Annotated in this window: 26 protein-coding genes; 8 read left to right on the top strand and 18 right to left on the bottom strand. The window is 71.3% G+C overall.

Annotated features, from left to right (window positions below):
• The first annotated feature begins 57 nt into the window (after positions 1-57).
• From ACZ46W_RS11465 to ACZ46W_RS11450, 4 genes are all read left to right on the top strand, one after another.
• Positions 58-897, top strand: coding sequence for a helix-turn-helix domain-containing protein (locus tag ACZ46W_RS11465; protein WP_468335021.1), 840 nt, complete (start codon positions 58-60; stop codon positions 895-897).
• Positions 879-1,166 (top strand): DUF397 domain-containing protein, encoded by a 288-nt coding sequence (locus tag ACZ46W_RS11460; protein WP_468335018.1) that lies wholly within the window; start codon positions 879-881, stop codon positions 1,164-1,166. Before ACZ46W_RS11465 ends, ACZ46W_RS11460 begins: the two co-directional genes overlap by 19 nt.
• Positions 1,167-1,370: 204 nt before the next feature.
• The gene (locus tag ACZ46W_RS11455; protein ID WP_468335015.1) at positions 1,371-2,447 is read left to right on the top strand and encodes an outer membrane protein assembly factor BamB family protein; all 1,077 of its coding nucleotides are present in this window, start codon (positions 1,371-1,373) and stop codon (positions 2,445-2,447) included.
• Complete coding sequence (locus tag ACZ46W_RS11450) at positions 2,384-2,719, top strand: hypothetical protein (protein WP_468335011.1); 336 nt, start codon at positions 2,384-2,386, stop codon at positions 2,717-2,719. Before ACZ46W_RS11455 ends, ACZ46W_RS11450 begins: the two co-directional genes overlap by 64 nt.
• Before the next feature lie 13 nt (positions 2,720-2,732).
• Here the strand turns inward: ACZ46W_RS11450 and ACZ46W_RS11445 are convergent, their stop codons facing one another.
• Positions 2,733-3,485 carry a hypothetical protein gene (locus ACZ46W_RS11445; RefSeq protein ID WP_468335009.1) on the bottom strand — a complete coding sequence of 251 codons (753 nt, stop codon included), beginning with the start codon at positions 3,483-3,485 and terminating at the stop codon, positions 2,733-2,735.
• Positions 3,486-3,645: 160 nt separating this feature from the next.
• Here ACZ46W_RS11445 and ACZ46W_RS11440 point away from each other — a divergent pair, with 160 nt between their 5' ends.
• Positions 3,646-5,010 (top strand): FAD-dependent oxidoreductase, encoded by a 1,365-nt coding sequence (locus ACZ46W_RS11440; RefSeq protein ID WP_468335005.1) that lies wholly within the window; start codon positions 3,646-3,648, stop codon positions 5,008-5,010.
• 52 nt (positions 5,011-5,062) lie between these two features.
• Here the strand turns inward: ACZ46W_RS11440 and ACZ46W_RS11435 are convergent, their stop codons facing one another.
• From ACZ46W_RS11435 to leuA, 4 genes are all read right to left on the bottom strand, one after another.
• Positions 5,063-5,899, bottom strand: a complete 837-nt coding sequence (locus tag ACZ46W_RS11435; protein ID WP_468335002.1) for a nitroreductase/quinone reductase family protein — start codon at positions 5,897-5,899, stop codon at positions 5,063-5,065.
• A gap of 202 nt (positions 5,900-6,101) precedes the next feature.
• A complete protein-coding gene (locus ACZ46W_RS11430; protein ID WP_468334997.1) occupies positions 6,102-7,091 on the bottom strand; it encodes an ornithine cyclodeaminase family protein in 990 nt (329 codons plus the stop codon).
• A gap of 68 nt (positions 7,092-7,159) precedes the next feature.
• The gene (locus tag ACZ46W_RS11425) at positions 7,160-7,855 is read right to left on the bottom strand and encodes a TerB family tellurite resistance protein (RefSeq protein WP_366129498.1); all 696 of its coding nucleotides are present in this window, start codon (positions 7,853-7,855) and stop codon (positions 7,160-7,162) included.
• Positions 7,856-8,013: 158 nt separating this feature from the next.
• On the bottom strand, positions 8,014-9,771 hold the full coding sequence (gene leuA / locus ACZ46W_RS11420; RefSeq protein ID WP_468334994.1) for a 2-isopropylmalate synthase: 1,758 nt from the start codon (positions 9,769-9,771) through the stop codon (positions 8,014-8,016).
• A 294-nt stretch (positions 9,772-10,065) separates the two neighbouring features.
• Here leuA and ACZ46W_RS11415 point away from each other — a divergent pair, with 294 nt between their 5' ends.
• Together ACZ46W_RS11415 and ACZ46W_RS11410 are read left to right on the top strand one after the other, a co-directional pair.
• Positions 10,066-11,130, top strand: coding sequence for a M4 family metallopeptidase (locus ACZ46W_RS11415; RefSeq protein ID WP_468334991.1), 1,065 nt, complete (start codon positions 10,066-10,068; stop codon positions 11,128-11,130).
• A gap of 9 nt (positions 11,131-11,139) precedes the next feature.
• Positions 11,140-11,406 carry a protealysin inhibitor emfourin gene (locus ACZ46W_RS11410; RefSeq protein WP_468334988.1) on the top strand — a complete coding sequence of 89 codons (267 nt, stop codon included), beginning with the start codon at positions 11,140-11,142 and terminating at the stop codon, positions 11,404-11,406.
• 107 nt (positions 11,407-11,513) lie between these two features.
• Here the strand turns inward: ACZ46W_RS11410 and era are convergent, their stop codons facing one another.
• The 10 genes from era to ACZ46W_RS11360 form a co-directional block, all read right to left on the bottom strand.
• Positions 11,514-12,464, bottom strand: coding sequence for a GTPase Era (gene era, locus ACZ46W_RS11405; RefSeq protein ID WP_468334984.1), 951 nt, complete (start codon positions 12,462-12,464; stop codon positions 11,514-11,516).
• A complete protein-coding gene (locus ACZ46W_RS11400; RefSeq protein ID WP_468334981.1) occupies positions 12,442-12,870 on the bottom strand; it encodes a hypothetical protein in 429 nt (142 codons plus the stop codon). Before ACZ46W_RS11400 ends, era begins: the two co-directional genes overlap by 23 nt.
• Positions 12,870-13,223, bottom strand: a complete 354-nt coding sequence (locus tag ACZ46W_RS11395) for a cytidine deaminase (protein ID WP_468334978.1) — start codon at positions 13,221-13,223, stop codon at positions 12,870-12,872. Before ACZ46W_RS11395 ends, ACZ46W_RS11400 begins: the two co-directional genes overlap by 1 nt.
• Before the next feature lie 27 nt (positions 13,224-13,250).
• The gene (locus ACZ46W_RS11390) at positions 13,251-13,964 is read right to left on the bottom strand and encodes a hypothetical protein (RefSeq protein WP_468334975.1); all 714 of its coding nucleotides are present in this window, start codon (positions 13,962-13,964) and stop codon (positions 13,251-13,253) included.
• A 121-nt stretch (positions 13,965-14,085) separates the two neighbouring features.
• A complete protein-coding gene (locus ACZ46W_RS11385; protein WP_468336931.1) occupies positions 14,086-14,907 on the bottom strand; it encodes a helix-turn-helix transcriptional regulator in 822 nt (273 codons plus the stop codon).
• Positions 14,908-15,299: 392 nt separating this feature from the next.
• A complete protein-coding gene (locus ACZ46W_RS11380) occupies positions 15,300-15,653 on the bottom strand; it encodes an MmcQ/YjbR family DNA-binding protein (protein ID WP_366129507.1) in 354 nt (117 codons plus the stop codon).
• Positions 15,650-16,921: a hemolysin family protein gene (locus ACZ46W_RS11375; RefSeq protein ID WP_468334971.1), complete on the bottom strand. Its 1,272-nt coding sequence runs from the start codon at positions 16,919-16,921 to the stop codon at positions 15,650-15,652. Before ACZ46W_RS11375 ends, ACZ46W_RS11380 begins: the two co-directional genes overlap by 4 nt.
• Positions 16,918-17,415: an rRNA maturation RNase YbeY gene (gene ybeY, locus ACZ46W_RS11370; RefSeq protein WP_468334968.1), complete on the bottom strand. Its 498-nt coding sequence runs from the start codon at positions 17,413-17,415 to the stop codon at positions 16,918-16,920. Before ybeY ends, ACZ46W_RS11375 begins: the two co-directional genes overlap by 4 nt.
• Before the next feature lie 12 nt (positions 17,416-17,427).
• Positions 17,428-18,423 (bottom strand): PhoH family protein, encoded by a 996-nt coding sequence (locus ACZ46W_RS11365; protein WP_468334965.1) that lies wholly within the window; start codon positions 18,421-18,423, stop codon positions 17,428-17,430.
• A 122-nt stretch (positions 18,424-18,545) separates the two neighbouring features.
• Positions 18,546-19,664: a carbohydrate kinase family protein gene (locus ACZ46W_RS11360; RefSeq protein ID WP_468334962.1), complete on the bottom strand. Its 1,119-nt coding sequence runs from the start codon at positions 19,662-19,664 to the stop codon at positions 18,546-18,548.
• 267 nt (positions 19,665-19,931) lie between these two features.
• Here ACZ46W_RS11360 and ACZ46W_RS11355 point away from each other — a divergent pair, with 267 nt between their 5' ends.
• Positions 19,932-21,257: an MFS transporter gene (locus tag ACZ46W_RS11355; RefSeq protein ID WP_468334960.1), complete on the top strand. Its 1,326-nt coding sequence runs from the start codon at positions 19,932-19,934 to the stop codon at positions 21,255-21,257.
• Positions 21,258-21,269: 12 nt separating this feature from the next.
• On the opposite strand, the gene ACZ46W_RS11350 is transcribed toward ACZ46W_RS11355, so the two are convergent.
• Genes ACZ46W_RS11350 through ACZ46W_RS11340 form a run of 3 tightly spaced genes read right to left on the bottom strand, consistent with a single transcriptional unit; the run spans position 21,270 to position 23,582 of the window.
• The gene (locus tag ACZ46W_RS11350; RefSeq protein ID WP_468334957.1) at positions 21,270-22,274 is read right to left on the bottom strand and encodes an adenosine deaminase; all 1,005 of its coding nucleotides are present in this window, start codon (positions 22,272-22,274) and stop codon (positions 21,270-21,272) included.
• 30 nt (positions 22,275-22,304) lie between these two features.
• Entirely contained in the window at positions 22,305-23,213 is a 909-nt protein-coding gene (locus ACZ46W_RS11345; RefSeq protein WP_468334954.1) for a ribonuclease Z, read from the bottom strand.
• Between the two features lie 9 nt (positions 23,214-23,222).
• A complete protein-coding gene (locus ACZ46W_RS11340; protein ID WP_468334951.1) occupies positions 23,223-23,582 on the bottom strand; it encodes a histidine triad nucleotide-binding protein in 360 nt (119 codons plus the stop codon).
• Positions 23,583-23,589 lie beyond the last annotated feature (7 nt).

The following is a 23,589-nucleotide window of genomic DNA, read 5'->3' as shown; positions in this document are numbered from 1 at the left end:
TAGCATTGGCAGTTGCGACCGCGCTACAACTGCGCGGCAGGACTGGGGTGTTAAGCCATGGCCAACGCAGGCTCGTCCAGGCAGGCCGCCTGGGAGTTCTACGGCACGGAGCTGAAGAACCGGCGCGAAGCCGCGAAAATGACGCAGCAGGAACTGGGGCGGAAGGTCTTCGTATCGGGCGGGTACATCGGCCAATTCGAACAGGCGATTCGGAAGCCCCAGTTGGACGTGGCGGCGAGGATCGACGAGGTCCTACAAACCGATGGTTTTTTCGAGCGGATGTGCCGCCAGCTCATCAACAAGTCGCCGTATGCCGAGTATTTCCGGGCTGTTGCGGAGCTGGAGAAGCTGGCGACGGGACTGTGCGAGTTCGCCTCCACGCTCGTGCCAGGCCTGCTCCAGACCCCCTCCTACGCGCGGGCCGTCACGTTGGCCAGCAACCCCTTCGCGCTCGACAGCTTCATTGATGAGAAGGTCGGCGCCCGGATGGACCGCGCGGACATCCTGCAAGGCCCCACGCGTCCGGCGTTCTGGGTGATCCTGCACGAGAACGTGCTGCGCACCCCGGTCGGCGGCCCGGATGCCATGGCAGACCAGCTTGAGTACATCCTGGCCGCCGCATCGCAGCGGAAGGCGCTGGTGCAGGTCATCCCATACTCGGCAGGGGCCTACCCCGAGATGGCCGGAATGCTGAAGCTCATGGAGTTCAAGGACGCGCCGCCAACCGCCTATACAGAGGGCTGGTATTCCGGCAACTTGCTGGACGATCCAGCGGTGGTGAAGCGGGCGAGCGCCTCCTACGATCTGCTCAGGGCCGCCGCGCTGTCGCCGGAGGCGTCCCGAGCCCTGATCGAATCGGCGGCGGAGGACCACAGACGATGCGCGCGTACGACCTGAGCACCGCCCAGTGGCGCAAGAGCACCTACAGCGACGGCCACGGCGGTGACTGCGTGGAAGTGGCGTACGACTTCCCCGGCGCCGCCCCATGGCGCAAGAGCAGCTACAGCGACGACAACGGTGGAAGCTGCGTCGAAGTCCTCGACAACGCCCCCGGCGGCGTCGTTCCCGTCCGGGACAGCAAGAACCCCACCGGTCCCGTCCTCGTCGTCACCGCCGCCGCCTGGCGGGCGTTCGTCGGCGGGCTGGGTGTCAGTGCCGGTGGCTAACGTGATCACGTGAGTTCTTCCCTCCCGAGGTGGTGGACGCCGTGATGGACGTCATCGGCCGGCTGCGCCACGCGGAGGCGCGTCCCGGTCTCGGGGTCGTCGGCTTCGTCCCCTGAGGGGTGTCCCGTCATGTGACCGCCCCGGGCCGGCAGCCCTGGCTTACCCTGATCGTCTTTCGCGGATACACACGAGGGGGGCCACGTGATGTCGGGGAGAACGCTCGCGAAAGCACTGACCACGACCGCCGTCATTCTGACGGTGGTCGGGTCCATCGCGGCCTGGATGCTGTCGTACCAGGGCTACTTGCCCGGTGACGCCATGGTGCGGACCTGGACGGCGGCCAAGGACAGGCCCACGGACGACACACGGGCCAACGACACCTGGGTCGTCGGTGACGTCGCCGTCCGCAGCCGGTTCGACGCGGTGACCGGGTTCGGCATCGCGGAGGGGCAGGACGGCAAGAAACTCTGGGAGTACGTGCCACCCGGCCGTACCCGGATATGCGGGAGCGCGGAGCACGCGGACGCGTCGGTCCTGCTCGTCGCGTACGGGGAGGAGGGCGGCGACTCCATGGAGCCGGCACCGCGCGGCAAGGGCTGCGTCACCGTCGTCGCACTCGACGTGAAGGACGGCCGCGCGCTGTGGACCACCCAGCGGAAGGTCGCCACCGGCCGGTTCGACGAGGGCCCGCAGTTCATGGACGCGGGCGGCGACATCGCCGTCGTCGCCCATGACCACCGGGACGCACTGCGGGCACGGACCAAGGACGACCACACCTCCTTGCGCGCCGTGGACCTGCGCACCGGCAAGCCCCGCTGGACGGCCGCCATGCCTGACAAGTGCGGCACGTACAAGGTCGCCGTCGGCAACGAGCAGGTCTTCGCCGTCCTGGAGTGCGGCGGCGAAGAGGCCGACACCATCGGCATCGGCAGCACCGACGGCGCCGAGCTGAACGTGGCCGCCTTCGACCGCGCGACGGGCGCGCTGAACTGGAAGATCCCGATGGACGCACGCCTCCCGTGGATATGCGCGCCATGGTCTCCATCGAATCCACCGACCCGCTGGTGCTCGCCGTCGGGCGGGACGGGAGCCTCGACAAGGGCACGTACCTCTCCTTCGGCCAGGACGGACGGCCGCGCCCCCGCATCGAGTTCGACGGCGACCACGGCACGATCGAGGCGGCCGACCCGACACAGACGGCGATCGTCGGCGAGCGGATGTACGCGCTGGCGGGCTGGTGGCAAAAGGGCGAGCACCACAATCTCGTCGCACTCGACCTGAAGACCGGCGAGACGGTGTGGAAGGAGGCTCTGGACGAGCCCGGCGCCGCGCTGCTCGCGCGGGGTGACCGGATCACCGTGCTCGGCGAGTGGTCCACCCAGGCCAGCGACATCACCGACCTGTTCGTGTTCGACGCCGGCAATGGCGAGGAGCTCGACGAGCGGCATTTCCGCGAAGAGGTGCCCGGCTCCCGCTTCTACGAGCACGAGGGGCGGCTCATCGCCGCCGGAGCGGGCGGCGGCCTGACGTTCACCGCCTTCGAGCGCTGGTGAGCGGCCGGGGCCCCTACGGCTCCCGGCCTTCCTCCTTGGCCACGACCACCTCCGTGCGGAGCGCACGGGCCAGGACGACGCCCACGACAATGAGGGCGACGGCGAACCACCTGGGGGCGGCGTTGAAGACCAGGACGAGGACGCCCATGGGGATGAGCAGGCCGACGAACGGCATGAGCAGGCTCCGCACCGGTGGCCTCGGCACGGCCGGGTACCACTCGGTGAAGCGCATCGCGGTGACGAGCGCGGACGCCTGGATCAGCCAGGCCGTCCAGAGGTTGTCCGGGTTGCGCAGCACCAGGTCGCCGATCAGGCCGGCGAGGGCGGCCGCCAGGAAGGCGAGGCCCCAGACGTAGGTGATCAGCACGTTGGCGCGGAGGAACTCCGGGGTGTGCCAGAACTCGCGGGGCACCTTCTTGCGGGCGTACGGGGTCGTCAGCGGCGCCCGTGCCGCGACGGAGAGGCCCGCGAGGGCGGCGATGGTCAGGTTGGAGAGCTCCCCCGCGTACGTATCCAGCCAGCGCAGCGTGTCCGCCGGGGCGATCATGCCGATGACGGTGAGGACGCCGAAGAAGACCAGCCCGGCGACTTCCAGGAAGACCGGCCGCTGCCGTACGAGCACGAGGACGACCGCCACCGCGAGGGAGAGCGCGGCGGCGAGTTCGTAGCGGCTGGGGCCGACCAGCAGGGAGAACAGGACCCAGGGGGCCATCCCGGTGATCGAACTGTTCATCAGCCTGGCGCCCCAGCCCGTGGCGCCGTTCATGGTTCCAGCGTGGCGCGGTTCATGCGTGGAGGCGAGAGAGGCCATAAGGCCCGCTTATGGGGCCATAGGCCGGGGGCGGGTACCAAGTGAGGGCAGCCTTACTTAGGGTGCATATGATCACTCAAGTGACCGCCTGCTCCTCGCTCGAAGGGAATCCCTCATGCCCCGCCCCCTGCGGGTCGCGATCGTCGGTGCCGGCCCCGCCGGAATCTACGCCGCCGACGCGCTGCTGAAGTCCGAGGCCGCCGCCGACCCCGGCGTATCGATCGACCTCTTCGAGCGCATGCCCGCGCCGTTCGGCCTGATCCGGTACGGCGTGGCCCCCGACCACCCGCGTATCAAGGGCATCATCACCGCGCTGCACCAGGTGCTGGACAAGCCGCAGATTCGGCTGTTCGGCAACGTGGACTACGGCACCGACATCTCGCTGGACGACCTGCGGGCGTTCTATGACGCGGTGATCTTCTCGACGGGCGCGACGGCGGACCGGGCGCTGGACATACCCGGCATCGACCTGGACGGTTCGTACGGCGCCGCCGACTTCGTGTCCTGGTACGACGGCCACCCGGACGTGCCGCGCACCTGGCCCCTGGAGGCCGAGAAGGTCGCGGTGCTGGGCGTGGGCAACGTGGCGCTGGACGTCGCCCGCATCCTCGCCAAGACGGCGGACGAGCTGCTGCCGACCGAGATCCCGCCGAACGTGTACGAGGGCCTGAAGGCGAACAAGGCGCTGGAGATCCACGTCTTCGGGCGGCGCGGTCCGGCCCAGGCGAAGTTCAGCCCGATGGAGCTTCGCGAGCTGGACCACTCGCCGAACATCGAGGTCATCGTCAACCCCGAGGACATCGACTACGACGCCGGGTCCATCGAGCAGCGGCGCTCCAACAAGCAGGTCGACATGGTCGCCAAGACCCTGGAGAACTGGGCCATCCGCGACGTCGGCGACCGGCCGCACAAGCTGTTCCTGCACTTCTTCGAGTCGCCCGCCGAGGTCGTCGGTGAGGACGGCAAGGTCGTCGGGCTGCGCACCGAGCGCACGGAGCTGGACGGCACGGGCAACGTGAAGGGCACGGGCGAGTTCACGACCTGGGACGTCCAGGCCGTGTACCGCGCGGTGGGCTACCTCTCCGACGAGCTGCCCAAGCTGCCCTGGGACCTCGCCGGCGGCACCGTCCCGGACGAGGGCGGCCGGGTGATCGAGGGCGGCGAGCACATGGCGTCCACGTACGTCACGGGCTGGATCCGGCGCGGCCCGGTCGGCCTGATCGGCCACACCAAGGGCGACGCCAACGAGACGGTGGCCAACCTGCTGGAGGACCACCGCGAGGGCCGGCTCCTCACGCCGACCGCCCCGGAGGAGGACGCCGTCGTGGCGTACCTGCGGGACAAGGGCGTGGAGTACACGACGTGGGAGGGCTGGTACCGGCTGGACGCCGCCGAGCGTGCGCTGGGCGAGGCCGAGGGCCGCGAGCGCGTGAAGATCGTCGAGCGTGAGGGCATGCTGCGCGCGAGCGCCGAGCAGTAGTCGCACGCCGGTGGGCCGCCCCTGGGTTCTCCGGGGGCGGCCCACCGTCTTCTTATGCGTCGAGCAGGGGGATGAGCTGTTCCTCCTCGTACACGAGGTGGGCCTCCAGCTCGTCCGTGAGCCGTTCGACTTCGGCGAGTACGTGTCCCGGTTCCGCTTCCGCATCGGACACCACCTTCTTCAGGGCGGCGAGGAGGGCGGCGATCTGGTCGTGCTCCTGCTTCAGCCGGTCCATCACCGGGGCGAGCTCGGGGTGGCGGTCGCCGAGCATCGGGAAGAGCATCGTGTCCTCCCCGGTGTGGTGGTTGTGCAGCCCCTGGCACACGGCCAGGCAGTTGACGCGGAGCTGGGTGCCGAGACCGCCGGCGGTGCCGGTTTCGGCTATCTCCTTGCGGATGAGGGCCAGTTCGTGCCGGAAGGCGTCGTGGACGACCTTGAGGTACTCGCCCATGGACGTGGCTTTGACGTTGGGCGGGCCGGGCACTTCGGCCAGGGCGACCACGGGGATGACGCGGCTGGTCTTGGCCTGGTACTCGGCCCACCCGGGGTCGCCCTCGACCGCGCGGGCGAAGGCGCGGTCGCGTTCCTCGCCCTCCAGGACGGTGGCGTCGGCCTCGTAGGTGAAGGGGCCCGCCTCGACCGTCACACGGGGGTTGGCCAGCAGGTTGTGGTACCAGGCCGGGTGCTGGGGCGCTCCGCCGGCGGACGCGATGACGAGGACGCGGCCGTCACCGTCGGGGAGGTAGCCGACGGGGGTGGTGTGGGGTTTCCCGGACCGGGCGCCGGTGGTGGTCAGCAACAGGAGGCGGGCTCCCTCGAACCACCCGCCCACGCGGCCGTTGTTGGCCCGGAACTCTTCGATGATGGGCTGATTGAAATCGTTCGGCAATTCTCTGCTTTCTGCTCCAGGGTGAAGGACTGCTGTACGCGGAGGAGAAAACAGAAAAGGCGGGGCTCTGGCCCGCCCCGGCGTCACGCCGAGGCCGGGTGCCCTACTCGTGTGTGGCCCATGGCCGACCCGGCAGTCACGGCGTCAACGTACCGATGACGAACGATCATGCGCAACGGCGAAAACCGGCCAACAACCGCCTTCAGTCCAGGCGGACTTCGTCACCGACCGACCGCTCCCGCGCGGCGTTGATGACGAGGGCGGCGGCCGCCGCGTCCTGGACGGCCACGCCGACCGACTTGTAGAGGGTGATCTGGTCCGCGGAGCTTCGGCCCGGCTTGCTGCCGTTGATGAGCTCACCGAGTTCGGCGTGGATGTGGTCGGCGGTGATCACGCCGTCGCGGAGGGGGAAGATCAGGTCGTTGCTGCCGGCGGGGAACGGTGCGAGGGCGGCCCGGCGCGATTCGACGCACACCAGGGCGTCGGCCACGGTCGCGTCGTCGACCTCGCGCCCGCCCCGGTTGAAGCCGACCGAGGCGATGTGGGCGCCGGGGGTCAGCCATGCACGGCGTACGACCGGGTCGACGGCGTGGGTGGCGGCGGCGACGACGTCGGCCCCGTCGAGCGCCTCGGCGTACGTGGGGGCGGCGTCGACCCGGACGTTCAGCGTGGCCGCCAGCTCGTCGGCGAGCACGGCCGCCCGGACGGGGTCGCGGCCGGCCACCCGGATGTGCCGGACGGGCCGCACCCGGCACATGGCGTGGGCGTGCGTGCGGGCCTGGACGCCGGTGCCGAGGACGGCGAGGACGGACGCGTCGGGGCGGGCGAGGAGCCGTGCCGACAGGGCCGAGGCGGCGGCGGTGCGGGCGGCGGTGATGGCGGTGCCGTCCAGGAGGGCCTGGGGGGCGCCCGTCTCGGGGTCGAACACGGCGATGAGCGCCTGGTGGGTCGGCAGGGGCGTCCCGGCGTTGTGCGGGAAGAGCGAGACCAGCTTGGTCATGAGCACCCCGGCGGACGGCACGAACCCCGGCATGGCCGCCAGGAACCCGTCCTGCTCGGGCACCACGGCGGCGACCCGGTCGGGCACGGAGGCCCGGCCCTCGCTGAGGTCCACCATCGCGGGGCTGAGGGCGTCGATCAGCGCGTCCATGTCGAGCAGCGCCTCGACCTGTGAGCGTCCCAGTACCAGCATTCGACCAGCCTCTGCCACGAGCCCTCGTGGTGGCCATGGCGACACGCCCTAAGGAGCCCCGGAGGAGGTCAGAACGGCGTCCTCGCCGCCTCCATCAGCCGGGCCGTGTCGTCCGCGCGGAGGTGCAGTGCGTTGCCGACAGTGGTGAGGACGTCTCGTTCGGCGGTGGTGTAGGCGCCGTCGGCGAGGGCGATGCGGGCGCCCTGGAGGAGGATCGACTCACGGCCGGCGGGTGCGAGGTGCGGGGTGAGCGGCTCCAGGGCCTCGTGCAGCTCGATGGCGAGGGCGGCGCCGCACGGGGCGCCGGCGTCGGCGACGAAGCGGCCGGTGTCGGCCTCCAGGGCCTCGATGAGGGCGGTGAGGCTGTCGGCGGTGCAGTCCTCGTACCCGGCGGCACGGACGGCGCAGACGGCGGTCTCCAGGACCGGGCGCGAGGAGACGCCGCCGGCGGCCAGGACGGCGAGGGCGACGGTGTGCACGGCGTCGCGCAGCATGGCGGAGAAGCGGGCCGTGGTGGGGTGGTCCAGGGTGTCGGTGCCGAAGTGGGTGTGGCAGGCCGCGCATTCGACGACCGGCCCGGCGAGGCCGCGGGGCAGCAGCGGCAGCCCGAGGAGGGTGAGGCGCCGACGGCCGGTGCGGCGCCGGTAATTGCGGTCCCCGCCGCATCCGGGGCAGAAGAACTGGCCGTCGCCGACGGTGTTCCATGAGGTGGAAATGGAGCAGATACGCACTTTTCGCCCGCGTGAGCCTCGTGCTGGCAGCACGTCGCACCTCCAGAACGCCTCGGCCGCCTTGCCGCGTTGGCGTGATGTTAGCCACATCGGTGATGTCACGTCAGCACCCCGGCGTGAGATCGCCACGGACATGGCTGAACCCCGCCCTCCGGAAAGCCTCCGAAAGGGCGGGGTCCAGGTGTGCCGGGTCAGCGCGCGGCGCGGTTCACGGCGGAGATGACCGCCTTCAGCGAGGCGCGGGTGGTGTTGGCGTCGATGCCGATGCCCCACAGCACCTTGCCGTCAATGGCGCATTCGATGTACGAGGCGGCCTGCGCGGACGCGCCCTCGCTCATCGTGTGCTCCTGGTAGTCCAGCAGGCGGACGTCGATGCCGATGGCCTGGAGCGCGGCGAAGAAGGCCGAGATCGGGCCGTTGCCGGAGCCGGTCAGGACCGTCTCGGTGCCGTCGACGACCGCCTCGACGGTCAGCGTGTCCGTGCCGTCCTTGTCGGTCGTGGTCTGGCCGGAACGGAGCTGGATGCGGCCCCACGGGTTGTCCGGGTTGGGCAGGTACTCGTCCTGGAAGACGGACCAGATGTCCTTCGGCGTGACCTCGCCGCCCTCGGCGTCGGTCTTGGCCTGGATGATCTTCGAGAACTCGATCTGCATCCGGCGCGGCAGGTCCAGCTTGTGGTCGTTCTTCAGGACGTACGCGATGCCGCCCTTGCCGGACTGCGAGTTGACGCGGATGACCGCCTCGTAGGACCGGCCGACGTCCTTGGGGTCGATCGGCAGGTACGGCACGGCCCACTCGATGTCGTCGACGGTCTTGCCGGCGGCGGCCGCGGTGGCCTCCATGGCGTCGAAGCCCTTCTTGATGGCGTCCTGGTGGGAGCCGGAGAAGGCGGTGTAGACCAGGTCGCCCGCGTAGGGGTGGCGCGGGTGGACCTCCATCTGGTTGCAGTACTCGGAAGTGCGGCGGATCTCGTCGATCTGCGAGAAGTCGATCTGCGGGTCCACGCCCTGGGAGAACAGGTTCATGCCCAGCGTCACCAGGTCGACGTTGCCGGTGCGCTCGCCCTGCCCGAACAGGCAGCCCTCGATGCGGTCGGCGCCGGCCATGATCGCCAGCTCGGCCGCCGCCACCGCCGTACCGCGGTCGTTGTGCGGGTGGACGGACAGGCAGACGTACTCGCGGCGGGACAGGTTGCGGGACATCCACTCGAACCGGTCCGCGTGCGTGGAGGGCGTCGAGCGCTCCACGGTGGCGGGCAGGTTCAGGATGATCTCGCGGCCCTCCTCGGGCTGCCAGACGTCCATGACGCCCTCGCAGACCTCCAGGGCGAAGTCCAGCTCGGTGTCGGTGAAGATCTCCGGGCTGTACTGGTAGCCGAAGACCGTCTCGTCGCCCAGGATCTTGTCGGCGTACTCCATCACCAGACGGGTGCCGTCGACCGCGATCTGCTTGATGTCGTCCTTGGAGCCGCGGAAGACGACGCGGCGGAAGACGGGCGCGGTGGCGTTGTACATGTGCACGGTGGCCCGGTGGGCGCCGCGCAGGGACTCCACGGTCCGCTCGATCAGGTCCTCGCGGGCCTGGGTCAGGACGGAGATCGTCACGTCCTCGGGGATGGCGCCCTCTTCGATGATGGAGCGCACGAAGTTGAAGTCGGTCTCACCGGAGGACGGGAACCCGACCTCGATCTCCTTGTAGCCCATGCGTACGAGCAGGTCGAACATCTCGCGCTTACGGGCGGGGCTCATGGGGTCGATCAGCGCCTGGTTGCCGTCCCGCAGGTCGGTGGACAGCCAGCGCGGCGCCTTGGTGATGCGCTTGTCCGGCCAGGTGCGGTCGGGGATGTCGACGGCCTCGTACTGGCCGTACTTGTGGATCGGCATCCCGGACGGCTTCTGGGTGTGCGTCGCGTTGGTGATGGGCGTAGGGCGGCCAACGGGCTGGGACATTGCGTAGGGCTCCTCGGTTGTCCTTCAAGGGACGGCCGACTGGGTCGAAGCAGCACCAGACTCCGCGGGGAGGGGGTCGGCCTACGACTACAGGCCCTCGCCGCGGCAGCTAAGGAGAAGCAGCCCGAAACGCATGATGCGAAGAAGCCTAGCCGAGCAACACCGTGAGTGGAGGTGCCGTTTCAGTATGCGGGATTCGGCGCGGTAACCGTCAAACAGTGACGTATCACTCCTTTTCGGGAATCCTCGTCGCAGCTCGTGACACCACGGTGACAGGCTGCCACATTGCGGGACATGACTGCCTCCCCCTCCGTGTTCTGCACGATCGTCCCGCCGCACCTGCTCGACCGGCTCTCCCGCGCCGCCGACCCGGTCATCGCCGCCGCCGCCCGCCGCACCCTCGTCGCGGACGCCGCCAACCGCACCGCCCGCCGGCTGACCACGGTCGTCGGCGCCACCCCCGTCCCCGTCGCGGCGGACGCGCCCGCCGACAAGCCGAAGCGGACCGTCTACGACGCCGGACACAAGACCGCGCTGCCCGGCAAGAAGGTGCGCGGCGAGGGCGAGAAGCCGACCGGTGACGCGACCGTCAACCGCGCGTACGCCGGTCTCGGCGCGACCTTCGAGCTGTTCCGCGACGCGTACGGGCGCGATTCGATCGACGGGTCGGGGCTGCCGCTGGACGCGACCGTCCACTACGACCGGGACTACAACAACGCCTTCTGGAACGGCGACCAGATGGTGTTCGGCGACGGGGACGGCAAGATCTTCCTCGACTTCACCATCGCGGTGGACGTCATCGGCCACGAACTGGCCCACGGCGTCACCCAGTACACCGCGAACCTGGCGTACTTCGGCCAGCCCGGGGCGCTGAACGAGTCGATGTCGGACGTCTTCGGCGCACTGGTCAAGCAGAAGGCGCTGGGGCAGACCGCCGAGCAGGCCGACTGGCTGATCGGCGCCGGTCTGCTGGCACCGGAGGTGCAGGGCGTGGCGCTGCGCTCGATGAAGGCCCCGGGAACGGCGTACGACGACGACGTCCTGGGCAAGGACCCGCAGCCCGCGAAGATGGAGGACTACGTGCACACGGGCGCCGACAACGGCGGCGTGCACATCAACTCGGGCATCCCGAACCACGCCTTCTACCTCTTCGCCAAGGAGCTGGGCGGTCATGCCTGGGAGAAGGCGGGGAAGGTCTGGTACGACGTGCTGACGGGCGGCCGGCTGGCGGTGGACGCGCAGTTCGAGGACTTCTCCCGGCTGACGGTGACGGCGACGCGGGAGCGGTTCGGGGCGGGCGGCGCGGAGGACGACGCGGTGGTGAAGGCCTGGTCGACGGTGGGGCTGCCGACGGAGTAGACAGGGCCCATGCGTATTCGGGTCATCCGCACGGGCGGGTTCGCGGGTATCGAGCGGCGGGCCGAGGTGGACACCTCGGGGCTGCGGGATGCCCGCGACTGGCACGCCCTGGCCGAGGCGGCGCTGGCCGGCGGGCGGGGCGAGCGGCCGGTGGGCGTGCCGGACGGGTTCGGTTACGAGATCACGGTGGACGGCCGGACGGTGTACTGCGCCGACCCGGGGCTGACCGAGGCGCAGCGGGAGCTGGTGGCGCGGGTGCTCAGGGAAGGCGCGTGAGCCCGGTGGCGACGGAGCTCGCCGCCGCCTCCGGCTGTCGGTGACCCGTCACCCCTGGGCTACCGCGCCTGGGCGCGCGCCGCGGGCGGGGCGCCGGCCCGGCAGGTTCAGAACCCGAGCTTGCGGAGCTGCTTCGGGTCGCGCTGCCAGTCCTTGGCGACCTTCACATGCAGGTCGAGGAAGACGGGCGTACCCAGCAGCGCCTCGATGTGCTTGCGGGACTTCATGCCGACTTCCTTCAGGCGCTGGCCCTTGGGGCCGATGATGATGCCCTTCTGGCTGGGGCGCTCGATGTAGACGTTGGCGTGGATGTCCAGCAGCGGCTTGTCCGCCGGGCGGTTCTCGCGCGGAAGCATCTCCTCGACGACCACCGCGATCGAGTGCGGCAGCTCGTCCCGTACGCCTTCCAGCGCGGCCTCGCGGATCAGCTCGGCCACCATGACCTGCTCCGGCTCGTCCGTGAGGTCGCCCTCCGGGTAGAGCGCCGGGCCCTCGGGGAGGAGGGGGATCAGCAGGTCGGCCACGAGCTGCACCTGCTTGCCGCCCACCGCCGAGACGGGGACGATCTCCTGCCACTCCATGCCCAGCTCCTTGCCGAGCTGGTCGATCGCGATGAGCTGCTCGGCGAGGGTCTTGGAGTCCACCAGGTCCGTCTTGGTGACGATCGCGACCTTCGGGGTCTTCTTGATCTCCGCCAGCTCCTTGGCGATGAACCGGTCGCCGGGCCCCAGCTTCTCGTTCGCGGGCAGGCAGAAGCCGATCACGTCGACCTCGGCCCACGTGGTGCGCACGACGTCGTTGAGCCGCTCGCCCAGCAGGGTGCGCGGCTTGTGGAGGCCCGGGGTGTCGACCAGGATGAGCTGCGCGTCCGGGCGGTGCACGATGCCGCGCACGGTGTGCCGGGTGGTCTGCGGCCGGTTGGAGGTGATCGCCACCTTCTGGCCGACCAGAGCGTTCGTGAGGGTGGACTTGCCCGCGTTGGGGCGGCCGACGAAGCAGGCGAAACCGGCCCTGTGGGTGGTTTCGGTGTCAGGGTTACGAGCGCTCATGGGGGCCATTCTCCCCGATGCGCGCACTGCTCACGTACCGCTGCCCCCGCCGCACGGCCACGGCGGTCACCGCCACGGCCGCGTAGAGGACGACCAGGACGCCCAGGACGAGGGCCGGCCAGTCGACCGGTTCGCCTCGTACGAGCGCGGTCGCGGCCGGGACGCCGGCGGCCAGTCCCGCCGCGACCAGCAGCACGCCGGCGGCGGCCCGCACCGCCCGCGCGGCGGCCGGGCGGGGCGCCTTCAGCAGGTCGCCCGCCGCCCACAGCACGAGCAGCAGCGGGAACGCGTGGTACGGCTGCGGCGCGCCCTCGACGAACCAGTCGACGACGTTGACGACCACCCCCAAGGCGCCGACCGCCAGGACGAGCCGGGGGTAGGTCAGGTCCCCGGCCTTCTTCCCCGCAGCGGCCATCAGCCGGCGGTGACCGTGGCGCGCAGCTCGCCGTCGGGACCCGCCACCAGCACCGGGGTGGCCGGGCCGCCCAGGTCGCGGACGGCGGCGCGGTCCGCGTCCGAGGCGGCACCGGCCTCGGTGACGACGGCCGCGGCCTCCAGCGACTTGGCGCCGCTGGCCACGGCCATCGCGACCGCCGTCTGGAGCGCGCTGAGGTTCAGCGACGGAAGGGCGACGGTCCCGGCGACGTACGTACGCCCCGTCTCGTCCCGCACCGCCGCGCCCTCGGGCACGCCGTTACGGGCACGGGCGCTGCGCGCCAGCGTGATGATCTTGCGGTCCTCGGGGCCGATGTCGGTGCTCTGTGTCATGCCCCGAGGATAAGTCCGCGATCAGCGTCAGCTCTGGGCGGCCTTGACGAACTTGTCGCCGGCGCGCTTGGCGAGGTCGTCGTAGTCCTTGGCGGCGGCCGGGGTGCCGGGCACGAGCACGACACGGGACACACCGCTGCCCTGGCGGGAGACGGCCATGTGGAGCGCGAACTCCATCGCACCGCCGAGGTCCATGCTCACGCGGACGCCGTGGGCCTCCTCGCCGGTCTTCGGCGCCTGGAGCTTCTCCACCTTGAGGTTGGCGGGCACGCCCTCCATGGTCGTCTTGAAGCCGGTGCACTTCTCGGCGGCGGTGCCGATGGACGCGACGAAGTCCGTGGCCCCCGTGCCGGGGAAGGTCAGGATCTGGTGGGAGAACTGGTTCGCGCCGTTGCCACCGGTGAAGTCCTGGTTCGCACCCATCGTGGCGCCGTCGATGTTGTTCTGGAGCAGCGTCGCGATCGGCTGGCACTCGGGCTTGTCCGCCTTGTAGGAGGCGGCGTCGACCGGGTTCTTGGTGGCGGTCCAGCCCTTGGGCATGTCCGCGACCGTGAGGACACCCGCCTTCATCTGCTCGGCGGTCAGCGGCGCGGCCGCCGCCGGCTTCTCGGCGGCCTTGTCGCCCTTCGGCTTGTCCGCCTTGTCGCCGCCCTTGTCTGCGGAGCCACCGCACGCGGCGGTGAGGGCGAGCGCGGAAACGGTGAGCGCGACGGCAGCGCCGCGACGTATACGAGTACGCATGAAGAAGTGTTCTCCCTAGGGATGTGCTGTTCCTGGGGAGCTGTGGTTCCCCCCTCCCCGCCGTAAAACGGCCGCGCTGAGAATACACACAAGGGACGCCCGAGCTCCGCCCTTTAACTGCTCAGCCCGCCAGCGGGTACGTCGCCCCGCGCCGTCCCTCCGGGCCCGCCAGCCACTCCAGTTTCGCCGCCGTGTCCGCCTCCGGAAGCGGGGTGTGCAGCACGATCGTCAGGTCCGGGCGGGCAGGGACGCGCAGTTGGGTCGACTCCACGTGCAGCGTGCCGACCACCGGGTGCTCCAGCTCCTTGTGCACCTGGCCCGCCGGGGCGATGTCGCGGCGCTCCCACAGCTCGGTGAACTCCGCGCTGGCGGCCTTGGCCTCCTCCACCACCGCGCGGAAGCCCTCGTCGTCCGGGCACTCCGAGCAGGCCGCCCGGAACTGGGCGACGAGCTGCGGGGCGTTGCGCGCCCAGCTCTTGGCCCGCGACCGGTAGAGGGGGTCGGTGAAGAACGCGATGACGCCGTTCTGCGGCATACCGGGGCGCATACCGAGAACGGTCGACGCCGAGTCGTTGTACATGACCGTGTTGCAGTACCGGTCCATGATGTGCGCGGGGTACGGCATCCACGCGTCGATGAGCCGTCGCAGCCCGGCGCACATGTCCCGCTGGTCCGGATCGACCTCGGGCGGGGGCGGGTTGAGCCCGGCCAGCACGTAGAGGTGGCGGCGCTCGGCGGGGCTGAGGCGCAGCACGCGGGCCACCGAGTCGAGCACCTGCGGCGAGACGGTGATGTCCCGGCCCTGCTCCAGCCACTGGTACCAGGAGACCCCGACGCCCGCGAGGACGGCGACCTCCTCGCGGCGGAGGCCGGGGGTACGGCGCCGGGCGCCGCCGGCGGGGAGCCCCGCCTCGGCGGGTGTGACGCGGGCCCGACGGCTCATCAGGAACGCCCGGAGTTCGGCGAGCCGGTGGGCCTTGGAGCTCGCGCCTTCGGTCACGGTCACCGGTCGTCCTCCCCCTGCCTGGTGGTGCGGCCAACAGGATAAGTTGCCGCTCCCCGGGGCCGCTTCGGCGACCGGAGGGTGAGGGACATGATCATCGACACACCTGCGCGGGACCGTTCCACGGCGCCCGCGCCCTCGCCCTCGCCCTCGCCCTCTTCGGAGCCGCGGGGTCCGCACGGTCCTGGCGGCGGACGCCGCGATCGTCCTGGTCACCGCCCTCCTGGTGGCCCTCGGCCTCCGCACGCGCCGCCCGGCCGCCTCCACGTGAAGCCCCCGGCACCGGCCTCGGAACCGGCACCGGCATGGGCACCGGCACCGGGCTGGCCGGGCTAGGGGCGGTCCAGGCGCAGCCGGGTCGCCTTCGGGAGGCCCGCGACGACCAGGTCGTAGGAGTCCTCGATCAGTTCGCGGACCAGGCGGTCCGGGAGCCCGGAGACGGTGACCGTGTTCCAGTGGCGCTTGTTCATGTGCCAGCCGGGCACGATCGCCGGGTGCTCGGCGCGCAGTTGGAGCGCGATCTCGGGGTCGCACTTGAGGTTGACGCTGAGCGGCCGGGCGTCCAGGGCGGAAAGGGCGAACATCTTGCCCGCGACCTTGAAGACCGACGTCTCCGGGCCGAAGGGGAAGTCCTCCACCGCGTCGTTGAAGGCGAGGCAGAACGTCCGGAGCTGCTCCGGGGTCATGCGACCGGCTCCGCGACCACCGTGACGATCTTGTTGCGGCGGCCGGCCGGGGACTCGGCCGTCAGCCGCAGCGACCGCCCGTCGGGGAGGTCGACCACGGCGGAGGCACCCGCGATGGGGACGCGGCCGAGGGCCTTGGCGAGCAGTCCGCCGACCGTCTCGACGTCCTCGTCGTCGTACTCGTCGAGGCCGAACAGCTCGCCCAGGTCGCCGATGTCGAGCCGCGCGGTCACCCGGAAGCGGCCCTCGCCCAGTTCCTCCACGGGCGGCAGCTCCCGGTCGTACTCGTCGGTGATCTCACCGACGATCTCCTCCAGGATGTCCTCGATGGTGACGATCCCGGCCGTGCCGCCGTACTCGTCGATGACCACGGCGCAGTGGTTGCGCTCCTGCTGCATCTCCCGCAGCAGGTCGCCCGCGTTCTTGGTGTCGGGGACGAACGTCGCGGGCCGCATGACCGTGGAGACCAGGTCGTTCTCGGCGTCCCGGTTGATGTGGGTGCGCCGGACCAGGTCCTTCAGGTAGACGATGCCGACGACGTCGTCCTCGTTGTCGCCGGTCACCGGGATGCGGGAGAAGCCGGAGCGCAGCGCCAGGGTCAGGGCCTGGCGGATGGTCTTGTACCGCTCGATGGAGACCAGGTCCGTGCGCGGGACCATCACCTCGCGTACGAGGGTGTCGCCGAGCTCGAAAACGGAGTGGACCATGCGCCGCTCGTCGTCCTCGATCAGGGACTCCTGCTCGGCGAGGTCGACCATGGCGCGCAGCTCGGCCTCGGAGGCGAAGGGGCCCTTGCGGAAGCCCTTGCCGGGGGTGAGCGCGTTGCCGATGAGGATCAGGAGCTGCGGCACCGGGCCCATCACGCGGGCCAGCGGCAGCAGGACGTACGCGGCGGCGGTCGCCGTGTTCAGCGGGTGCTGGCGGCCGATGGTGCGGGGCGAGACGCCGACGGCGACGTACGACACCAGCACCATCACGCCTATCGCGACCAGCAGGGCCGACCACGTCTCGTCGAACTCGTTGAGGCAGACGTACGTGACCATGACCCCGGCGGCCATCTCGCACGCGACCCGGATCAGCAGGGCCAGGTTCAGGTACCGGGTGGGGTCGGAGGCGACCTGGACCAGCTTGGCGGCGCCGCGCCGGCCGACCCGTACCGCCTCGGCGGCGCGGAAGCCGGAGACCCGGGCCAGGCCCGCTTCGGCGCACGCCGCGAGCCACGCGACCACGACCAGCGCGACCGCGCCGAGGATGAGCTGGGCGGTCATGAGACGGTCGGCGCCGGGGAGGGACCCGTCAGGCCCTTCTCCGCGCGCCAGCCGTCGATGATCGCCGCCTGAAGCCCGAACATCTCGGCCTTCTCGTCCGGCTCCTCATGGTCGTACCCGAGCAGGTGCAGCACCCCGTGGACGGTGAGGAGCTGGAGCTCCTCGTCCATGGAGTGCTGCGTGGGGGCCTCCTGGCCCTGCTTGGCGGCGACCTCCGGGCAGAGCACGATGTCGCCGAGGAGCCCCTGCGGGGGCTCCTCGTCGTCCTTGGCGGGCGGGCGCAGCTCGTCCATCGGGAAGGACATGACGTCCGTCGGTCCCGGCAGGTCCATCCACTGGATGTGCAGTTGTTCCATCGCCTCGGCGTCCACCACGATCACCGACAGCTCGGAGAGGGGGTGGATACGCATGCGCGTGAGCGCGTACCGAGCGACGTCGAGGATCGCCTGTTCGTCGACCTCGGTGCCGGACTCGTTGTTGACGTCGATCGACATGGTGCTCGTGTGCTACTTCCCGTTTTGGTTGTCGTACTTCTCGTACGCGTCGACGATACGGCCGACGAGCTTGTGCCGTACGACATCGTTCGACGTGAGCATCGAGAAGTGGACGTCCTCGACCCCGTCCAGGATCTCCCGGACCTGGCGCAGACCGCTCTTGGTGCCGCCCGGAAGGTCGATCTGGGTGATGTCACCGGTGATGACGATCTTGGAGTCGAACCCGAGCCGGGTCAGGAACATCTTCATCTGCTCGGGGTTCGTGTTCTGCGCCTCGTCAAGGATGATGAAGGCGTCGTTCAGCGTCCGGCCGCGCATGTACGCCAGCGGAGCGACCTCGATGGTGCCCGCCGCCATCAGGCGCGGGATCGAGTCGGGGTCGAGCATGTCGTGCAGCGCGTCGTACAGCGGCCGCAGGTACGGGTCGATCTTCTCGTAGAGCGTGCCGGGCAGGAAGCCGAGCCGCTCGCCCGCCTCGACGGCCGGCCGGGTCAGGATGATCCGGGTGACCTGCTTGGACTGGAGGGCCTGGACCGCCTTGGCCATCGCCAGGTACGTCTTGCCGGTACCGGCGGGGCCGATGCCGAACACGACCGTGTGCTTGTCGATCGCGTCGACGTACCGCTTCTGGTTGAGCGTCTTGGGGCGGATGGTGCGGCCGCGGCTGGAGAGGATGTTCTGGGTGAGGACCTCCGAGGGGGTCTCGACGGCCTTGCCGCCCGTCTCCTCCTTGAGCATCGCGATGGACCGCTCCACTGCGTCCTCCGTCATCGGCTGCCCGGTGCGGAGCACCAGCATCATCTCGTCGAACAGGCGCTGGATCAGGGCGACTTCCGTGGCGTCGCCGACCGCGCTGATCTCATTGCCGCGCACATGGATGTCCGCCGCCGGGAACGCCTCTTCGATCACGCGCAGCAGGGCGTCGCCCGAGCCGAGCACAGTCACCATGGGGTGCTTCGCGGGGACCGTGAAATGGGCTCGTACCTGGTCTGTGGGTGTCTGCGTCATGGGCCGGCTCTCAGGCCTGCACATACCTCCGTTGCAGGGTTCTCGCTGCTCGACAACCTCTGGACATCCAGCCTACGTCGTGGCGCTGACAACCCCGAAGGCTTTTCCCGCCGTCGCCTCTGTCAGGCGGACCGCCCGAAGCCGATGGTGGGCACGGCCCGCCGCAGCGGCCAGGGCCTGATCGGGGCGGGCAGCAGCGACTCCAGGAACGCGTACCGGCGCAGGGCCGCCGGGTCCTGGTCGGAGCAGCCCTGGACGTAGTTCCACCAGGCGGCGACCTCCACCCACCCCGGCGCGGACAGCGAGCCGCCGAACTCCTGCACCGACAGGGCGGCGGTCAGCCCGGCGAAGGCGAGCCGGTCCGCGAGCGGCCAGCCGGCGAGGGTGCCGGTGACGAACCCGGCGACGAAGACGTCCCCGGCGCCGGTCGGGTCGAGGGCGGCGACCTCGATGGCCGGGACCTCGGCGGTCTCGCCGGTCCCGCCGTCCACGGCGTAGGCGCCCTCCGAACCGAGCGTGACCACGGCGAGCGGCACCTTGTCGGCGAGCGCTCGGGCGGCGGCGCGGGGGCAGGAGGTGCGGGTGTAGCGCATCGCCTCCTCGGCGTTGGGCAGGAACGCCTCGCAGTGGTCCAGGTCCGGCAGGGCGGCCAGGTCCCAGCGGCCGGTCTCGTCCCAGCCGACGTCGGCGAAGACGCGGGTGGCCTGGCGGGCCGCGTCGGTGACCCACTCCTCGGGGCGGCCGGGCGCGAGGGACGCGACGGCGGCACGCGCGCGTGGCGGGCACGCCGGGAGGGAGCCGTCCAGGGGCGGCGCCTCGTGGCCGTGGGACACCATGGTGCGTTCGCCCTCGTACGCCATGGAGACGGTCACCGGCGAGTGCCAGCCGGGCACGGTGCGCGACCGGGACAGGTCGATGCCCTCGCCCTGCTCCAGGGCGTCCCAGCAGTACTCGCCGTAGTGGTCGTCGCCGAAGGCGGCCGCCAGGGAGGTGCGCAGCCCGAGCCGGGCGAGGGCGGTGGCCATGTTGGCGACGCCGCCGGGGCTGGAGCCCATGCCCCGCGCCCAGGTCTCGGTGCCGCGCACGGGGGCGCTGTCCAGGCCGGTGAAGATGATGTCGAGGAAGACGGTGCCGGTGAGGAACACGTCGTACTCGGGGTCGGCGGGCGTGCGCAGCGCGTCCAAGGGGTCGATTCCGGCCGTGTGTTGCCGCTGCTGCTGCTCTCCTCTGGATGTGGTCACGGCGGGCTCCCCGGTCGCGGTACGGATCAGGACAGTGTGCCCGATTCCCGCCGTTCGCGAAGGGCGTCGGCGTGCGGGAAACAGGTGCGCTTACCCGACCTCTCACCAGACAAACACTTCGTGACTCAGATCACATGCCGAGGGGGCCTTCTCGCCTTCTCGCGTGCCCGGCCCGCTTGATACAAATTGGCCCGCGTTCCCGTGCACGTTCCCGTACGACACCGGGCGCTCCACCCCTTCCCCCCTTCGCCCTGTTCGGGAACGCCCATGCCCTCGCGCCAGCGCGCCCTGTGGCCGCTCGTCGCCGTGTTCACGGCCGGTTACCTCGCCGCGTACCTCCTGCCGACCGTCGTCGGCCGTCTCTCCGCCGGTCTCGGACTGACCCCGGCCCAGGCCGGTCTCGTCGGCTCCGGCCTCCTCCTGGGCTCCGCCGCCGCGGGCTTCACGCTCGCCTCCCGCGTGGACCGGTACGGGCCGCGCCGACTGGCCCGGGCGGGCCTGCTGCTGGCCGTGGCCGGCTACGGCTGCGCGGCCCTCGCCACGGCCGTCCCGCCGGTCGTGGCGGGCGCGGTGGCCGGCGGCTTCGGCTCCGGTACGGCGACGGCGGTCGCCGCGGCCGGGATCGCGGGGCGGCGCGATCCGCACCGTGCCTCGACGCTGGGCCTGCTGTCGGTGTCGGCCACGGCGGGCGCCCTGTACCTGACGCTGCCGCACCTGGGCGGCGGGCACTCCCTGCCGTTCGCGTCGCTGGCGCTGGTCGCGGCGGCCGTGTGGCCGGCGACGGGGCGGCTGGAGACGGGCCACGACACGGGCGAGGTCCGGGAGGCGGCGGCGCCGCTGCCCAGGCCGCGCGCGGGCCTGGTGCTGGCGGGCGCGATGGTGTGCTGGTCCATGGCGCAGAACGCCCTGTGGGGCGTCAGCGGCCGGATCGGGCTCACCCAGGCGGGCCTGACCGAGGTGACCGTCGGGGCGGTGTTCGCGGCGGCGCTCGGCGCGGGGCTGCTGGGCGTCACGGCGGCCGGCGCGCTGGGCGCCCGGCTCGGGCGGGCGGTGCCGATCGGCCTCGGTACGGTGCTGATCGCCGGCTGCATCGTGCTGACGTCCGCCGCCGAGGGCCTGGCGTCCTTCGCGGCCGGCGAGATCCTGTGGAACGCCTGCTACCCGGTCGTCCTGTCGTACCTGATCGGCCTGGCCGCCTCCCTCGACCCGCGCGGCCGCTGGGCGGTGCTGGCGGGCTCGGCGTCCTCGCTGGGCGTGGCCTGCGGGCCGGTCACCGGCAGCGTCCTGTCGGACCTGGCCGGCTACCCGGGCATGGGCCTGGTGCTGGGCGCCCTCCTGCTGCTGCTCGCCGTCCCGCTGACCGCCGTGGCCCTGCACACCTCGGGCCGCCCGCTCGTGCCGGGCGCCGTCCGCCGCCGGGGCGGTGCCCCCGCCGCGGTCGTCGCGGGCACCACGGGCGCGGCGACGGGCCTGGCCGCACCGCAGATCGGCGCGCCCGAGCAGCCGGTCACCGAGTTCCCGGTCCGCTCCCAGGCCCCGCTGCTCGTCCGCCGCCGCGCCTACCGCCCGGCGGGCCCGTCGGGTCCGCGCTAGCCGGGGGCCGCGTCAGTCGAACTCGTACGCCTCGACCTCGGCGAGGTAGCGGGAGCGGCGCTCCTCGTCGTGGTCCAGGAACGCGGCCAGGAACGAGTTGCGGGCCAGCTCGCGCAATTGCTCCTCGCCCAGCCCCAGCGCCTCGTGGACCGCGTGGAAGGTGTCGCCGACGTATCCGCCGAAGTAGGCCGGGTCGTCGGAGTTGACGGTCACCAGCAGGCCCGCCGCCATCATGGCGGGCAGCGGGTGGTCCTCCAGGACGTCGATGGCGCGCAGCCGGACGTTCGACAGCGGGCACAGCGTCAGCGGCACCCGTTCCCGCGCCAGGCGCTGGACCAGGTCCTGGTCCTCCACCGCCCGCAGCCCGTGGTCGATCCGCTCGACGCCCAGGACGTCCAGGGCCTCGCGGATGTACGCGGGCGGGCCTTCCTCGCCCGCGTGCGCGACCTTCCGCAGCCCGAGCGCTCCGGCTGCCTCGTACACGTCGGCGAACTTCGACGGCGGGTGGCCCACCTCGGCCGAGTCCAGGCCGACGCCCACGATGTGGCGCAGGTACGGCTTCGCGGCCTGGAGGGTCTCCATCGCCGACTCGGCCGGCCGGTCGCGCAGGAAGCACATGATGAGCTGCGTGGAGATGCCGTGCCGTTCCTCGCCGCGCTCCAGCGCCCGGGCCAGGCCCTCGATCACCGTGCCGATCGGCACGCCGCGCTCGGTGTGCGCCTGCGGGTCGAAGAAGATCTCGGCGTGCCGTACGCCCTGGCGCGCGGCCCGCTCCAGGTAGGCGTCGGCGAGGTCGGTGAAGTCGTCGGCCGTGTGCAGCACGGCCATCAGCCCGTAGTACAGGTCCAGGAAGGACTGGAGGTCGCTGAAGAGGTACGCCTTGCGCAGCGCCTCGGTGTCGGCGTACGGCAGCTCGACCCCGTTGCGTGCGGCGAGCGCGAAGGCGAGCTCGGGTTCGAGGGTGCCCTCGATGTGGAGGTGCAGTTCTGCCTTGGGGATCGCTTCGGGGAGGTGCATGGGATGCCTGGGCCTTACTGGCGCGTGGCCTTACGGGTGGCGTTTGGGGAGGGGGACGCGGATCAGGTCGTGGGCGACGGTCAGCTCACCGTCGAAACCGGCCGCCCGCGCCTGCTGTTCGAACAGGTCGGGGTCGCCGTAGCGCTGCGAGAAGTGGGTGAGGACCAGGTGGCGTACGCCCGCCTGCTGGGCGACCACGGCCGCCTGTCCGGCCGTCAGGTGGCCGTGGTCCTCGGCGAGCAGGACGTCCTCGTCGAGGAACGTCGACTCGATGACCAGCATGTCGCAGCCCTCGGCGAGCGCGTGGACGCCGTCGCACAGCCGGGTGTCCATGACGAACGCGAAGCGCTGCCCGCGCCGTACCTCGCTGACGTCCTCCAGGCGCACCCCGCCCAGCGCGCCCTCGCGCTGGATGCGGCCCACGTCCGGGCCCTCGATGCCGTGCGCGGCGAGCCTCTCGGGCAGCATGCGGCGCCCGTCGGGCTCGGTCAGCCGGTAGCCGAACGACTCGACGGGGTGCGACAGCCGCACCGCGTCGAGCGTGTACGCGCGGCTCTCGGCGAGCACCCCGTCGGCGGCGACCGGCGCCTCGACGAGCTTGACCGTCTCGCGGTAGGCCGTCGCGTACCGCAGCCGGTCGAAGAAGCGCTGCCCGCTCGCCGGGTAGTGCGCGGTGACCGGGTGCGGCACCTGGTCGAGGTTGATGCGCTGGATCACCCCGGCGAGGCCCAGGGAGTGGTCGCCGTGGAAGTGGGTGACGCAGATGCGGTCGATGTCGTGCGCGGCGACCCCGGCGCGCAGCATCTGGCGCTGGGTGCCCTCGCCCGGGTCGAAGAGGATGCCCTCGCCGTCCCAGCGCAGCAGGTAGCCGTTGTGGTTGCGGTGTCGGGTGGGCACCTGGCTGGCGGTGCCCAGCACGACGAGTTCGCGTACGGACATGACGGGTGACTATCCGGGGGGCCAGTTCAGGCCGCGGCCGCCGAGCACATGGGCGTGCGCGTGCCAGACGGTCTGCCCGGCGCCGGTGCCGGTGTTGAAGACGATGCGGTAGCCGGTGCCGTCGACCTTCTCGTCCTCCGCGACGTGCCCGGCCTCGCGCAGCACGTCCGCCGCGAGCTCGGGCGCCCCGGCGGCCAGCGCGGCGGCGTCCGGGTAGTGCGCCTTGGGGATGACCAGGACGTGCGTCGGCGCCTGCGGGTTGATGTCGCGGAAGGCGACGGTCGTCTCCGACTCGCGGACGATCGTGGCCGGGACCTCCCCCGCCACGATCTTGCAGAACAGGCAGTCGCTCTGCGGCTCTCCGGCCATTCCTGGT

Source organism: Streptomyces sp. NPDC031064 (genome assembly GCF_055570965.1).
The sequence above is the reverse complement of the archived record's forward strand: the minus strand, read 5'-3'. Positions and strand labels throughout refer to the sequence as shown.

Bases quoted from the DNA above. Each gene is read 5' to 3' on its own strand.
- ACZ46W_RS11350 (WP_468334957.1), bottom strand. From the start codon at position 22,274: ATGCACCTCCCCGAAGCGATCCCCAAGGCAGAACTGCACCTCCACATC.
- ACZ46W_RS11395 (WP_468334978.1), bottom strand. From the start codon at position 13,223: ATGACACAGAGCACCGACATCGGCCCCGAGGACCGCAAGATCATCACG.
- ACZ46W_RS11430 (WP_468334997.1), bottom strand. From the start codon at position 7,091: ATGCTGGTACTGGGACGCTCACAGGTCGAGGCGCTGCTCGACATGGAC.
- ACZ46W_RS11340 (WP_468334951.1), bottom strand. From the start codon at position 23,582: ATGGCCGGAGAGCCGCAGAGCGACTGCCTGTTCTGCAAGATCGTGGCG.
- ACZ46W_RS11445 (WP_468335009.1), bottom strand. From the start codon at position 3,485: ATGAACGGCGCCACGGGCTGGGGCGCCAGGCTGATGAACAGTTCGATC.
- ACZ46W_RS11385 (WP_468336931.1), bottom strand. From the start codon at position 14,907: ATGAGCCGTCGGGCCCGCGTCACACCCGCCGAGGCGGGGCTCCCCGCC.
- ACZ46W_RS11375 (WP_468334971.1), bottom strand. From the start codon at position 16,921: ATGACCGCCCAGCTCATCCTCGGCGCGGTCGCGCTGGTCGTGGTCGCG.
- ACZ46W_RS11455 (WP_468335015.1), top strand. From the start codon at position 1,371: ATGTCGGGGAGAACGCTCGCGAAAGCACTGACCACGACCGCCGTCATT.
- ACZ46W_RS11415 (WP_468334991.1), top strand. From the start codon at position 10,066: ATGACTGCCTCCCCCTCCGTGTTCTGCACGATCGTCCCGCCGCACCTG.
- ACZ46W_RS11410 (WP_468334988.1), top strand. From the start codon at position 11,140: ATGCGTATTCGGGTCATCCGCACGGGCGGGTTCGCGGGTATCGAGCGG.
- era (WP_468334984.1), bottom strand. From the start codon at position 12,464: ATGGCCCCCATGAGCGCTCGTAACCCTGACACCGAAACCACCCACAGG.
- ACZ46W_RS11345 (WP_468334954.1), bottom strand. From the start codon at position 23,213: ATGTCCGTACGCGAACTCGTCGTGCTGGGCACCGCCAGCCAGGTGCCC.
- ACZ46W_RS11390 (WP_468334975.1), bottom strand. From the start codon at position 13,964: ATGCGTACTCGTATACGTCGCGGCGCTGCCGTCGCGCTCACCGTTTCC.
- ACZ46W_RS11400 (WP_468334981.1), bottom strand. From the start codon at position 12,870: ATGGCCGCTGCGGGGAAGAAGGCCGGGGACCTGACCTACCCCCGGCTC.
- ACZ46W_RS11380 (WP_366129507.1), bottom strand. From the start codon at position 15,653: ATGACCCCGGAGCAGCTCCGGACGTTCTGCCTCGCCTTCAACGACGCG.
- ACZ46W_RS11460 (WP_468335018.1), top strand. From the start codon at position 879: ATGCGCGCGTACGACCTGAGCACCGCCCAGTGGCGCAAGAGCACCTAC.
- ACZ46W_RS11365 (WP_468334965.1), bottom strand. From the start codon at position 18,423: ATGACGCAGACACCCACAGACCAGGTACGAGCCCATTTCACGGTCCCC.
- ACZ46W_RS11465 (WP_468335021.1), top strand. From the start codon at position 58: ATGGCCAACGCAGGCTCGTCCAGGCAGGCCGCCTGGGAGTTCTACGGC.
- ybeY (WP_468334968.1), bottom strand. From the start codon at position 17,415: ATGTCGATCGACGTCAACAACGAGTCCGGCACCGAGGTCGACGAACAG.
- ACZ46W_RS11450 (WP_468335011.1), top strand. From the start codon at position 2,384: ATGTACGCGCTGGCGGGCTGGTGGCAAAAGGGCGAGCACCACAATCTC.
- ACZ46W_RS11440 (WP_468335005.1), top strand. From the start codon at position 3,646: ATGCCCCGCCCCCTGCGGGTCGCGATCGTCGGTGCCGGCCCCGCCGGA.
- ACZ46W_RS11355 (WP_468334960.1), top strand. From the start codon at position 19,932: ATGCCCTCGCGCCAGCGCGCCCTGTGGCCGCTCGTCGCCGTGTTCACG.
- leuA (WP_468334994.1), bottom strand. From the start codon at position 9,771: ATGTCCCAGCCCGTTGGCCGCCCTACGCCCATCACCAACGCGACGCAC.